The sequence below is a fragment of the Emergencia sp. JLR.KK010 genome (genome assembly GCF_037018265.1).
Classification (GTDB): domain Bacteria; phylum Bacillota; class Clostridia; order Peptostreptococcales; family Anaerovoracaceae; genus Senimuribacter; species Senimuribacter intestinalis.
Genome location: NZ_CP143550.1, coordinates 2,070,658 through 2,084,337, shown reverse-complemented (window position 1 = coordinate 2,084,337; position 13,680 = coordinate 2,070,658). Strand labels below are relative to the sequence as shown.

The 13,680-nt window shown below is 44.9% G+C and carries 11 protein-coding genes; all 11 read left to right on the top strand.

Going from position 1 to position 13,680, the window contains the following annotated elements:
- Positions 1 to 58 precede the first annotated feature (58 nt).
- The 11 genes from alaS to V1225_RS09940 all read left to right on the top strand — a co-directional run bounded on the left by alaS (position 59) and on the right by V1225_RS09940 (position 13,654).
- The gene (gene alaS, locus V1225_RS09990; protein WP_338546306.1) at positions 59 to 2,677 is read left to right on the top strand and encodes an alanine--tRNA ligase; all 2,619 of its coding nucleotides are present in this window, start codon (positions 59 to 61) and stop codon (positions 2,675 to 2,677) included.
- Positions 2,678 to 2,726: 49 nt separating this feature from the next.
- Positions 2,727 to 2,972 (top strand): IreB family regulatory phosphoprotein, encoded by a 246-nt coding sequence (locus V1225_RS09985; protein ID WP_160201405.1) that lies wholly within the window; start codon positions 2,727 to 2,729, stop codon positions 2,970 to 2,972.
- A gap of 59 nt (positions 2,973 to 3,031) precedes the next feature.
- Positions 3,032 to 3,505, top strand: a complete 474-nt coding sequence (ruvX, locus tag V1225_RS09980) for a Holliday junction resolvase RuvX (protein ID WP_160201406.1) — start codon at positions 3,032 to 3,034, stop codon at positions 3,503 to 3,505.
- 5 nt (positions 3,506 to 3,510) lie between these two features.
- Positions 3,511 to 4,005 (top strand): 5-(carboxyamino)imidazole ribonucleotide mutase, encoded by a 495-nt coding sequence (gene purE, locus V1225_RS09975; RefSeq protein ID WP_251630382.1) that lies wholly within the window; start codon positions 3,511 to 3,513, stop codon positions 4,003 to 4,005.
- A gap of 36 nt (positions 4,006 to 4,041) precedes the next feature.
- Positions 4,042 to 4,755, top strand: a complete 714-nt coding sequence (gene purC, locus V1225_RS09970; RefSeq protein WP_160201458.1) for a phosphoribosylaminoimidazolesuccinocarboxamide synthase — start codon at positions 4,042 to 4,044, stop codon at positions 4,753 to 4,755.
- Between the two features lie 2 nt (positions 4,756 to 4,757).
- A complete protein-coding gene (purM, locus tag V1225_RS09965) occupies positions 4,758 to 5,801 on the top strand; it encodes a phosphoribosylformylglycinamidine cyclo-ligase (protein ID WP_338546305.1) in 1,044 nt (347 codons plus the stop codon).
- The gene (purN, locus tag V1225_RS09960; RefSeq protein ID WP_251616467.1) at positions 5,795 to 6,379 is read left to right on the top strand and encodes a phosphoribosylglycinamide formyltransferase; all 585 of its coding nucleotides are present in this window, start codon (positions 5,795 to 5,797) and stop codon (positions 6,377 to 6,379) included. The genes purM and purN overlap by 7 nt, the downstream gene beginning before the upstream one ends.
- Positions 6,380 to 7,096, top strand: a complete 717-nt coding sequence (locus V1225_RS09955) for an IMP cyclohydrolase (RefSeq protein WP_160201410.1) — start codon at positions 6,380 to 6,382, stop codon at positions 7,094 to 7,096. It begins immediately after the preceding gene.
- Between the two features lie 37 nt (positions 7,097 to 7,133).
- Entirely contained in the window at positions 7,134 to 8,318 is a 1,185-nt protein-coding gene (locus tag V1225_RS09950) for a phosphoribosylaminoimidazolecarboxamide formyltransferase (protein WP_338546304.1), read from the top strand.
- A 338-nt stretch (positions 8,319 to 8,656) separates the two neighbouring features.
- Positions 8,657 to 9,925: a phosphoribosylamine--glycine ligase gene (gene purD / locus V1225_RS09945; protein WP_251616452.1), complete on the top strand. Its 1,269-nt coding sequence runs from the start codon at positions 8,657 to 8,659 to the stop codon at positions 9,923 to 9,925.
- A gap of 21 nt (positions 9,926 to 9,946) precedes the next feature.
- Positions 9,947 to 13,654: a phosphoribosylformylglycinamidine synthase gene (locus V1225_RS09940; protein ID WP_338546302.1), complete on the top strand. Its 3,708-nt coding sequence runs from the start codon at positions 9,947 to 9,949 to the stop codon at positions 13,652 to 13,654.
- Positions 13,655 to 13,680 lie beyond the last annotated feature (26 nt).

Genomic DNA, 13,680 nt, shown 5'->3' with positions numbered 1-13,680 from the left:
TTATGATAAAATAATTGAATGTTCAAGGAAATATTAATTCATCAAGGAGTAAATATACATGGAAAAACTAGGTTTAAATCAAATCAGACAGATGTTCAGAGATTTTTATGTAAGCAAGGGTCACTATGCAGCAGGCAGTGCGTCACTGATTCCGAAGAACGATAAATCACTTTTAATTATCAACTCCGGTATGGCGCCGCTGAAGCCTTACTTTGCAGGAGTGGAAACACCTCCCTCCAAAAGAATGACCACTTGTCAGAAATGTATCAGAACTGGCGATATTGATAACGTAGGCATTACTTCCAGACATGGTACATTCTTTGAAATGCTGGGGAACTTTTCCTTCGGCGACTATTTCAAAGAAGAATCCCTGCATTGGGGCTGGGAGTTCATCACAGAACATTTAAAAATGCCGGTTGACAGAATCTGGGCAACCGTTTATCAGGATGATGACCAGGCTGTAGAGATTTGGAAGAAAATCGGTGTTCCGGAAGAAAGAATCGTCCGTCTTGGCAAGGAAGACAACTTCTGGGAAATCGGATTGGGACCATGTGGACCTTGCTCCGAGATTTATTTTGATAGAGGAGAGGAATACGGCTGCGGTAAGCCCGACTGCAAACCAGGCTGTGACTGCGACAGATATCTGGAATTCTGGAATCATGTATTTACACAGTTCTCCAAAGAAGAAGACGGCAGTTACAGCGATCTGGAACATCCGAATATCGATACCGGCATGGGGCTTGAGAGAATGGCATGTATTATGCAGGGTGTAGATTCCATCTTTGATGTAGATACGATCCGCCACATCTTAAACGGCGTTGTAGAAAAGTCCGGCGTCAAGTACGAGGACGGTGCTGCAAAGACTGACGTTTCCATTCGTATCATTACAGACCACCTCCGCTCCATGGTATTTATGATTGCTGACGGAATTATTCCTTCTAACGAAGGCAGAGGATATGTGCTGAGAAGACTCATCAGAAGAGCAGCAAGACATGGTAAGATTTTGGGAATCGAAGGCAAGTTCCTCGTGGAGCTTTCAAACAGAGTTATCGAAGTGTCCGGCGAGGCCTATCCGGAGCTTGTAGAAAAGAAAGACTATATCCAGAAGATTATTTCTGTAGAAGAAGAAAAATTTGCTTCTACCATTGACCAGGGAACCTCAATTATCCTGGAATACGTGGAAGAATTAAAGAAAGAAAATAAAACAGTTTTAGAAGGCGAGAAGGTATTTAAGCTTTACGACACTTTTGGATTCCCACTGGAACTGACTGAAGAAATTCTGGCGGAGGCTGGTTGCACAGCCGACGTAGATGGCTTTAACGTCAACATGAAGAAACAGAAAGAAATGGCAAGAGCCGGCAGAAAATCCACCGAGGAAGAAGCGTGGAAAGAAGCCGAAGCTGCTGTAAACGTGCCGGAAACAGTATTTACCGGCTACACAGAAACAGAAGATGAGGCAAAGGTTCTTGCAATCTATATAGACGGCAAAGAAGCCCAAACCGCCGAAACCTATCAGAATGCGGTGGTATATTTGGACAAAACACCGTTCTATGCTGAAGGTGGCGGACAGGCTTCCGATAACGGAATTATGTCAACCGATAAATGCTGCGCAAAAGTGACTGCTGTTGAAAAATCACAAGGCATTTTTGCACACAAAGTGCTCATCGAGGGCGGGAGCCTTTCCAAAGGAGATACTGTTTCCTGCGGTGTTAATGTGTTTAAGCGCAATGCAACGGCTAGAAACCACACTGCAACACATCTGCTGCAGAAAGCACTCAGAGAGGTAGTGGGCGCGCATGTAGAACAGGCAGGCTCCTCCGTCAACGAAAACACGCTGCGTTTTGACTTTACTCATTTTGAGGGAGTAACACCTGAACAGCTTGCGCAGGTTGAGCTGTTAGTCAACGAAAGGATTACCGAATTTCTGCCTGTGACAACTGCGGAAACTTCTATGAAAGAAGCGCAGGAGATGGGCGCAATGGCGCTGTTTGGCGAGAAATATGGCGATAAAGTCAGAGTGGTAAACTGCGGCGACTTTAGCATTGAGCTTTGCGGCGGCACACACGTTGCAAATACCGGACAGATCGGCGTGTTTAAGATCGTCAGCGAGGCAGGCGTAGCCTCTGGTGTTCGCAGAATCGAAGCCGTAACTGGTACAGGTGTTCTCTTAAAAGCTATGGAAGCCGAGGAAACCGTAAAACAGATTGCCGAGAACCTAAAGTCAAATCCAGCAGCTGTGGTACAGAAATCAGCTTCCATTGTAGAAGAACTGAAGGACACTAAGAAGGAGTTGGAAGACTTCAAGAAAGCTGCCATGGGCAGTGAAGTTGATGATATGGTAAAAGAAGCAAAAGATATCGGCGGTGTAAAACTGGTAACCAAAGAATTCAAAGATTATAACATCAACGATTTGAGAAATCTGTCTGACGATATCAAAGCGCAGCACAAGGGCATTGTTATGGTATTCGCCACAGTCAATGGTCCGAAAGTTACCTTCCTGGTATCCATTACCGACGACTTGCTTGCGAAAGGACTTCACGCCGGCAATATGATTAAACAGATTGCGGCAGCCTGCGGCGGAGGTGGCGGCGGTAAAGCCGACATGGCGCAGGCGGGAGCAAAAGATCCGACAAAAATTTCTGCTGCATTTAAGGTTGCAGAAGAACTTTTATCATAGTATACTATAAGTACGAGCCGTACTAGCCACATGAAGGAGGTCATAATTCATGGAAAGAAAGACAATTATGTTTGATGCAGCAAAGACTCAGCAGAGGACTACCAAGGAAGTACTGGAGACTGTTTATGCTGCTTTAGAAGAGAGAGGGTATAATGGAATCGACCAGATGGTTGGATACATTCTTTCTGGTGACCCATCCTACATTACAAGTCACAATAATGCGAGAACCATGATCAGCCGCATTGACAGAGATGACTTGGTAGAAGAGATTCTGAGAGACTACTTGAGAAAGTAATATAGAAGCATCGGCAGGATTATTTTCCCTGCCGATGTTCCTTTTGAGAGGTAAATCACATGAGAAAAATAGCCCTTGATGTGGGAGATAAGACAGTAGGTATTGCATTAAGCGACGCCCTTGGTATTACAGCGCAGGGTCTGATGACCTTGGAGAGGGTAGGCATTCGCAAGGACACCGGCAAAATTTTAGATTTAGTAAAAGAGTATGAGTGCGACACCATCGTCATCGGACTGCCGAAGAAGCTTGACGGTACCGACAGCATTCAGACAGAAAAAGTTTACGAGTTTCGTACCATGCTGGAGAATAAAATGCGCAGCACCGGAATGAAGAATATACAGGTCGTGTGGCAAGACGAAAGACTGACTACGGTCATGGCAGAAAAAGTCTTAATCGAGGCGGACGTTAGCCGCAGCAAGAGAAAAAAGGTCATTGATAAACAGGCTGCAGTGATTATTATGCAGAGTTATCTTGACCGTCTTGCAACAGAAAAGCGATTAGAAGAAAATGATAACAATTCTTTTGGAGGTTAAAATACATGAAAAAAATCGGAATCATCATGGGAAGCGACAGCGATCTTCCTGTAGTTGAGAAAGCAATGACGACTTTGGACGAATTTGATGTGCCTTACGAAGTTCACGTATATTCCGCCCATAGAACGCCGTCAGAAGTCAAAGAGTTTACGCAAAATGCCAGATCAAACGGATTTGGCGCAATTATTGCAGCAGCAGGAAAGGCAGCTCATCTGGCAGGCGCCATTGCAGCCAGCACAACCCTTCCTGTTATCGGAATTCCGGTAAAATCATCTACACTGGATGGACTGGATGCACTCCTGTCTACGGTACAGATGCCGGGGGGCATTCCAGTTGCCACAGTCGCCATCGACGGTGCGCAGAACGCGGCACTTCTTGCTATTCAAATGCTTGGCATAGAGGACAGTGAAATTGCGGCAAAGCTCGACATCCAGAGAAAAGAAGCAGCTGATAAGGTTCTTTCTAAAAATGCAGCAATTGAAGAAAAGTATAATAAATAATGAATTAAGTATAGAAAGAAGATGAATCAAATGACAATTGAAAAAAAAGAACAACTCTATGAAGGAAAAGCAAAAAAGGTATTTGCAACCAATGATGAAAATCTTTGCATTGTATCCTACAAAGACGATGCTACCGCTTTTAACGGACTAAAAAAAGGCACCATTACAGGAAAAGGTGCTATTAACAATAGAATGTCCAATTTCCTGATGAAAATGTTAGAGGAAAAAGGCATTCCGACCCACTTTGTAGAAGAATTAAGTGATAGAGAAACCGTTGTAAAGAAGGTTTCTATCGTACCCCTTGAAGTCATCGCAAGAAACATTGCAGCAGGCTCTCTTGCAAAAAGACTCGGCGTTGAAGAAGGCTATCCAATGAAACGCACAGTCTTAGAGTTCAGCTATAAGAACGACGATCTGGGCGATCCAATGGTAAACGACTATCACATTCTCGCTATGGAGTTTGCTACAGAGGAAGAACTTGAAACCATCAAGAAAATGGCCCTCGACATCAACGCTATTTTGAGAGAATATCTGGCAGCGGACGGAATCGATTTAATCGACTTCAAGCTGGAATTTGGTAAAACAGCAGATGGCTCCATCGTACTTGCCGATGAGATTTCACCGGATACTTGTAGATTCTGGGACAGCAAAACCCACGAAAAGCTGGATAAAGATAGATTTAGAAGAGATATGGGCGGCGTTGAAGACGCTTACCAGGAAGTATTTAAGAGAATTTTAGAGGAGAAATAAGAATGGGAAAAAGTTTCAGCGAAAGCTACAAAGAAGCCGGTGTTGATATTACTGCGGGTTACAAAGCAGTAGAACTGATGAAAGAGCATGTGGCGAAGACCATGGTATTTGGCAATGTACCCGATGATATTGGCGGTTTTGGCGGCCTCTTTGAACTGGACGTGAAAGGAATGGAGCGCCCGGTGCTGGTAAGCGGTACTGACGGTGTAGGTACCAAACTGAAGATGGCATTTTTGATGGACAAACACGACACAGTGGGCATTGACTGTGTTGCAATGTGTGTCAACGATATTCTTTGCGTTGGTGCAAAACCTCTGTTCTTCCTTGATTATATTGCAGTTGGAAAGAATTATCCGGAAAAGGTTGCGCAGATTGTAAGCGGCGTTGCAGAAGGCTGCATACAGTCGGAGGCAGCCCTTATCGGCGGTGAAACTGCTGAGATGCCGGGCTTTTATCCGGAAGACGAATACGATCTTGCCGGTTTTGCCGTAGGCGTTGTGGACAAGTCAAAGGTACTGAAAAAAGAAACCGTAGAAGAGGGCGATGTCATTATCGGACTTCCTTCCTCTGGCGTGCATTCTAATGGATTTTCTCTGGTAAGAAAAGTGCTGGATGTAGAGAATGAAGATATTAAGACTCCGGTTGCTGAACTTGGCAGCAAGTCCATCGGCGAGACCCTTCTGACACCGACCAAAATTTATGTAAAGCCAATGCTGAAGCTTTTTGATGAAGTGACCGTAAAGGCTGCTGCCCACATCACTGGCGGCGGATTCTACGAAAACATTCCAAGAAGTCTGCCGAAAGGTTATGGCGCCAAGATAAAAAAGGAAAATGTAAGAGTTCTGCCAATTTTCAAGCTCATCGCAGAAAAGGGCAGCATTCCTGAAAGAGATATGTTCAACACCTTTAATATGGGCGTGGGCATGACTGTTATCGTTTCTGCAAAGGACGCAGACAAAGCGCTGGAAGTGCTGCACGCTGCAGGTGAAGACGCATATATCCTCGGCGAGGTTGTAAAGAGTGAGGAAGGCGTAGAATTATGCTAAAGACAAAGATTGCTGTGCTGGTTTCTGGCGGCGGCACCAATCTGCAAGCTTTGATAGATGCTCAGAAAAGCGGCATTTTACACAGCGGTGAAATTGTGCTGGTCGCCAGCAACAAAGAAAACGCATATGCCCTAAAACGTGCACAGGAAAACGGGATTAAGGCGGTTTTTGCGATAGACGAGGAAGCGCTTCTCAAAATCATGGAAGCTGAAGGCATTGAACTGGTCATTCTTGCAGGATTTTTAAAGATCCTCAGCAGCGAATTTATTTCTGCTTATGAAAATAGAATCATCAATATTCATCCGTCATTGATTCCCTCGTTTTGCGGTAAAGGCGCTTATGGTCTGCATGTCCATGAAATGGCGCTTTCCTACGGTGTAAAACTTACAGGTGCTACGGTGCATTTTGTCAATGAAGTGCCTGACGGCGGTCAGATTATTGCCCAAAAAGCGGTTGAGATTCTGGAGGGTGATACGCCGGAGATTTTGCAAAGACGTGTTATGGAACAGGCGGAATGGGTGCTGCTTCCACAAGCAGCCGAAATGATTAGTGAAAAAATAGCGAAAGGAAAGAAATAGATGAACGTTTACGAAACTAAAACCATGAAAGCTGCTGTCAAAGGGAATTCCTATGTTGGCAGAGGCATCGTTCTCGGAAAGTCTAAAGATGGAAAAAAGGCTGTCAGCGCTTATTTCATCATGGGAAGAAGTGAAAACAGCAGAAACAGAATCTTCCTTGACGAAGGGGAAAATGTGATGATTAAACCCTTTGATGAATCTAAGGTGGAAGACCCGTCTCTGATTATTTATTATCCGATGCGTAAACATGAGAACAAGCTGATTGTAACTAATGGTGATCAGACCGACACGATTTACGAATTTTTAAAAGAGGGCAAATCCTTTGAGGAAGCACTGGATACCAGATGTTTTGAGCCGGACGGTCCAAACTGGACGCCGAGAATCAGTGGTATGTTTACATTTGGCGAAAAACTGACTTATAAGATGAGTATTTTAAAGAGCGCAGATGCTGAAGGCTCAGCTTGTAACCGCTATTATTTCAACTATGACGCTCTTTGCGGTTTGGGACATTTTATCCATACATATGTGCAGGACGGAAATCCGATTCCAACTTTCCAGGGAGAGCCTGAACGCGTTGAAATTCCAGATGATATCGACGCATTTACAAAGGAAATCTGGGATAACCTTGATGAAAATAATAAAATTTCCCTTTATGTAAGATATATTGATCTTGAAACTGGTGCAGCTGAAAACCGCATGATCAACAAAAACGCATAACCCTTTTAGAACAGATAGATAGAATGGAGCAATTGTAATGAAAGAATTTGAACTGAAATATGGATGTAATCCCAACCAGAAGCCTGCAAAGATTTACATGGCTGACGGAAGTGAACTGCCTCTTGAAATTTTAAACGGCAGACCGGGATATATCAATTTTTTAGATGCTTTTAACAGCTGGCAGCTTGTGAAGGAACTGAAGGAAGCCCTGGGTATGCCGGCAGCTACCTCTTTTAAACATGTCAGCCCTACATCTGCTGCTGTAGGCGTTCCGATGAGTGAAACGCTGAAAAAAGCCTGCTTTGTAGATGATATTGAAGGACTTGACGATTCACCTATTGCAACAGCCTATGCAAGAGCGAGGGGTACCGACAGAATGTCCTCCTTCGGCGACTGGGTTGCTTTAAGTGATACCTGCGATGCTGTGACTGCAACGATTTTAAAGAGAGAGGTTTCCGATGGAATTATTGCGCCGGACTATACCGATGAAGCGCTTGAAATTCTAAAAGGTAAGAAGAAGGGTGCTTACAATATCATCAAAATCGATTCTGACTATGTGCCTTTTAAGCAGGAAATTAAGCAGGTCTACGGTGTAACCTTTGAGCAGGGCAGAAACGATTACAAGATTACGCCGGAGCAGTTGACAAATATTGTTACTGAAAATAAGACTTTAACCGAGGAAGCAAAGCGCGACCTTATTATCGCACTGATTACGCTAAAATATACCCAGTCCAATTCCGTAGCCTATGCAAAAGATGGACAGGCAATCGGTGTTGGCGCAGGTCAGCAGTCCAGAATCCACTGCACCAGACTTGCAGGAAACAAAGCTGATTTCTGGCATCTAAGGCAGGCTGACAAGGTAATCAACCTGCCGTTCCGTGAAGATGTAGGCAGAGCTGTTCGTGACAACACCATTGACGTATATCTGGGAGATGAATACGAAGATGTGCTGGCAGATGGCGCTTGGGAAACCCTCTTCACTGAAAAGCCAGAACCATTTACAAAGAAAGAGCAGCGTGCTTATCTTGACACTGTTACAGGAGTAGCCCTCGGCAGTGACGCATTCTTCCCGTTCGGAGATAATATCGAGCGAGCAAAGAAGAGCGGCGTATCCTATATCGCAGAACCGGGCGGCAGCGTTCGTGACGATCAAGTTATCGAAACCTGCGACAAATACGGCATGGTTACCGTATTCACCGGCATGAGACTGTTTCATCACTAATGGTTCTGCCCCGCAAGTGTATGTGGATACATGCACGAGTGGCAAGGCAGACCTTATGCTGGCGTTCTCCGGCTTTAGCCGGCTAAGAACGCGTCGTATAATGGAGTTGCTCCAATTTACGGAGTAAATTGATGAGAACTCCTTATGCTTTAAATCCCCAAGAGAACGAGCAAATTGCGAAGTTCGATTGGAAGGATTTAGTCGTATAATGGAGTTGTCCTAATTTGTGAAACAAATTGATGAGAACTCCTTATGCTTTTGCGGCCCAAGAGCGAAGCGATTGGCAAGCCGCAAGTCGTATAATGGAGTTATACCCAGAAAGGACAAGGTATCAAATAATGAAAGTTATGGTTGTTGGCGGCGGCGGAAGAGAGCACGCCATCATCAAAAAAATAAAAAAGAGTCCAAAAGTATCCGAAATTTATGCGCTGCCGGGTAATGGCGGTATTGCGTCCGATGCGACGTGCGTAGATATCGGTGCTAAAGATCTTGAAAATATAGTAAAATTCGCAAAGGAAAATGCCATTGAATTTGCTGTGGTTGCGCCGGATGACCCGCTGGTTTTAGGTCTTGTAGACCTTTTAAAGGCAGAAGGCATTCCTTGCTTTGGACCTGATAAAAAAGCAGCTATCATCGAAGGCAGCAAGGCTTTTTCCAAGGATTTAATGAAGAAATATCAGATTCCAACCGCTGCTTATGAAACCTTTACAGAGATGGAAAATGCCCTTGCATATCTGAACACCTGCAAGATTCCAGTGGTTGTAAAGGCGGACGGTCTGGCGCTGGGCAAAGGCGTTATTATTGCTGAAACCTTGGAAACAGCAAAACAGGCAGTCAAAGACATGATGGAAGATAAAGTCTTCGGCGACAGCGGCAATAAGGTTGTCATTGAAGAATTTCTTACAGGTCCTGAAGTTTCTGTCCTTTCCTTCACAGACGGCAAAACACTGGTTCCTATGGTATCTTCCATGGACCACAAGAGAGCCTTAGACGGCGATAAAGGACTGAATACCGGCGGTATGGGAACCGTAGCGCCGAATCCTTATTATACCGAAGAAATCGCAGAGCGCTGCATGAAAGAAATTTTCCTGCCGACCATGGAAGCGATGAACAAAGAGGGAAGATCTTTCAGCGGCTGCCTTTATTTCGGTCTGATGATTACAGAAGATGGACCGAAGGTCATCGAATACAACTGCCGCTTTGGCGATCCTGAAACCCAAGTTGTGCTGCCGCTTCTCGATAGTGACCTATTTGAGATTATGGAACATGTTGCTGCAGGAACTTTGGCAGAGGCAAATGTCAACTTTGCAGACGATGCGGCATGCTGTGTGGTTATGGCGTCGGAAGGCTATCCTGTCAGCTATGAGAAAGGCTTTGAGATTAAAATCGACGATGTAGAGGATGTTTACATTGCCGGCGCAAAGCTGTCTGCGGATGGCAGACTACTTACAAACGGCGGACGTGTTCTGGGTGTTACCGAAAGAGGCGCAGACATTGCAGAAGCCATCGAAAAAGCATATAACTCCGTAAAAAGAGTTACCTTTGACAATGCGTTTTATAGAAACGATATCGGCGCAAAGGCGTTGGCTGCATTAAATGAAAAATAGTAAAACAAAGTAGGGAGAATTATGGTTTATAGAATATATGTTGAAAAGAAAAAAGCTTTCGCCCATGAAGCAGCGTCTTTAAAAAACGATATCGTAAAACTGCTGCAGATTCAGAATTTGCAGGATTTGCGGATTGTAAACCGCTATGACGTTGAAAACTTGGACAGAGAACTATTTGACTATGCTGTAAGCACTGTGTTTTCTGAGCCGCAGGTAGACGACACCTTTGAAACCTTGGATTTTGCAGGGGCGGATCATGTTTTCGCGGTAGAATTCCTGCCGGGACAGTTTGACCAGAGAGCAAATTCTGCTGCGGAATGTATCCAGATTATTTCAAAAGGCGAAAGACCGGCAGTCAGAACCGCTAAAGTGTACCTGCTGCAAGGTTCTTTGACCGAGGCAGAACTTGCTGAAATTAAGAAGTATGTCATCAACCCGGTGGAAGCGAGAGAAGCGACCTTGGAAAACTTTGACACCCTGAAAGTGGACTACGAAATTCCGACAGAAGTTGCGGTTTTAAACGGCTTCAATGAACTTGACGAAGCTGGACTTTTGGAATTTCTAAAAGACTACGGACTTGCCATGGATTTGGGCGATTTAAAATTCTGTCAGGAGTACTTTAAAAGTGAAGACAGAAATCCGACTATTACGGAAATCAGGGTAATCGATACTTACTGGTCCGATCACTGCAGACATACCACCTTCAACACAACGATTGACAGTGTCAAGTTTGAAGATCCTGCAGTGCAGGAAACCTATGAAGAATACATCAAAACCCGTGAGGAACTAGGCAGAACCAAGCCGATTAATCTGATGGATATCGGCACTATTGCCGCAAAATACCTGAAAAAGCACGGCTTACTGGATAAACTGGACGAATCTGAAGAAATCAACGCCTGCACCGTAAAGATCGATGTAGATGTCGACGGCGGAACAGAAAAGTGGCTGCTTTTATTTAAGAACGAAACTCACAACCATCCGACTGAGATCGAGCCTTTTGGCGGTGCTGCAACCTGTGTTGGCGGTGCCATCAGAGACCCGCTTTCAGGAAGAAGCTATGTATATTCTGCTATGCGTGTTACTGGTGCAGCTGACCCGTTAAAGCCAGTTTCTGAAACTATGGAAGGAAAACTTCCGCAGAGAAAGATCGTAACAACTGCTGCCAACGGATACAGTTCCTACGGCAACCAGATTGGGCTTGCTACAGGGCAGGTAGATGAACTTTATCACCCAGGCTACGTGGCTAAGAGAATGGAAATCGGTGCAGTAATTGCTGCAGCGCCTGCTGAAAACGTACGCAGAGAGAGACCTGTTGATACTGACAGAGTTATTCTCTTGGGCGGAAAAACCGGTCGTGACGGCTGTGGCGGCGCAACCGGCTCCTCCAAGTCCCATACAACTGAATCTTTGGAAAGCTGCGGCGCTGAGGTACAGAAGGGTAATGCACCGGAAGAAAGAAAGCTACAGAGACTCTTTAGAAATCCGGAGGCTTCCAAGCTGATTAAGCGCTGTAACGACTTTGGCGCAGGCGGCGTGTCTGTTGCTATCGGAGAACTGGCTGACGGTCTTGAAATCAACTTGAACGCAGTGCCGAAGAAATACGATGGTCTTGACGGAACTGAGCTTGCCATCAGTGAATCTCAGGAAAGAATGGCTGTTGTTGTTGCGGAAAGTGATGTAGAGCGTTTCTGTGAACTGGCTGTTTCTGAAAATCTGGAAGCCACGGTTGTAGCAGAGGTAAAGGAAAATCCATATTTAAAGATTTTCTGGAACGATAAGCCGATTGTAAATATTTCCAGAGCTTTTCTTGACACCAACGGTGCAGAAAAACACATTGATATTGAAATCCCAATGCACGAGAACTTTGAAAAAAAAGTCAGCGGTGACTTTGTGCAAACATATAAGGCTCTGGCAGGAGACTTAAACGTCTGCTCTAAAAGAGGCTTATCCGAGCGTTTTGACTCCACCATCGGCGCAGGCACTGTCTTAATGCCCTTTGGCGGTATTAGACAAAGAACGCCGAATCAGGCAATGGTAAACTTGATTTCTGTAGAAAAGGGACACACTGACACCTGCTCACTGATGTCCTGGGGCTATAACCCGTATATTGCAGAGGCAAGCCCTTATCACAGTGCGTATCTGGCAGTGGTGGAATCCGTATCCAAACTGATTGCTGCTGGCGCATCCTTTGAGGATGTATACCTTTCCTTCCAGGAATACTTTGAAAAGCCGATGAGAGATGCGATGCGGTGGGGCAAACCGATGGCTGCAGTTCTGGGCGCATTCAAAGCGCAGAAGGAGCTGGGCGTGGCGGCGATTGGCGGTAAAGACTCCATGAGCGGAACCTTTGAAAACATCGACGTTCCACCAACGCTAGTATCTTTTGCAGTTACTACAGGTAATGTTAAAACGATAATTTCTCCGGAGTTCAAACAGGTAGACAATAATATTATTATGTTTACTCCAGAAAAAGACAAAGAAGGTCTCCCAAAGGCTGAAAGTCTGAAAGAAATTTACGAAACGGTCCACAGACTTATCTCAGACGGTAAAATTGTCAGCGCTTACACACCAGGATTTGGTGGTGTTGCGGAAGCCATATTGAAAATGGCTATGGGTAATGATATCGGTTTTGCCTATGATTCTGTGGATATGGAAACCATCTTCGGCTATCAGTACGGCGGCTTTGTTGCCGAACTGGAAGGAGAAGTTGAAATCTCTGCAGACGGATTTTCTGTGATTACCCTTGGTAAAACGACAGCAGAAAAGACCATCACTTATGGCGCTGAATCTCTTGCGCTTACTGATCTTTGTAAGATTTATGAGGATAAGCTGGAGTCAATTTACACTTGCAACATTGAAACTGAAAGCAGCAAGCTTGAAACTTTCCGTTATGAGGCTACAGAAAGACCACATGCTAAGGTAAAGGTGGATGTGCCAAAGGTACTGATTCCGGTATTCCCGGGTACCAACTGCGAATATGACTCCGCAAAGGCATTCCGTGACGCCGGCGCAGAGGCTGAGATTTTCGTTGTAAACAACCTGACTGCTGCTTCTATTGGAAAATCCGTAGAAGACTTCGCTGCAAAAGTGCGTGAATCCCAGATTATCTTTATTCCAGGCGGTTTCTCCGGCGGTGATGAACCGGACGGTTCCGGAAAGTTTATCACTGCATTCTTTAGAAATCAGGAAGTAAAGGAGGCCGTGACCGATTTACTGGACAACAGAGATGGTTTAATGCTGGGTATCTGCAATGGATTCCAGGCGCTAATCAAACTGGGGCTTGTACCTTACGGCAAAATCATCGATACCGATGAAAACTGCCCGACACTGACTTTCAACGAAATCAGCCGCCACCAGTCTAAACTGGTCAGAACAAGAATTGCTTCCAATAAGTCTCCATGGCTTGCAAATACAACACCTGATCAGATTTATACCGTTCCGATTTCCCACGGTGAGGGAAGATTTATCGCTTCAGAAACGCTGATTCGTGACCTTGCTGAAAACGGTCAGATTATCACTCAGTATGTGGATCTTGAAGGAAACGTTACTTCGGATATTCAGTACAATCCAAATGGTTCCTACTTCGCTATCGAAGGTATCACTTCACCTGACGGCAGAGTACTGGGCAAGATGGGACACTCCGAAAGAACCGGCGCAAATCTCTACAAGAACGTGCCAGGTGACTTCGACATGGGTATGTTCCGCGCTGCTGTAGAATATTTTAAGTAAAATATGAATAGGTTAAATTAGAGTTA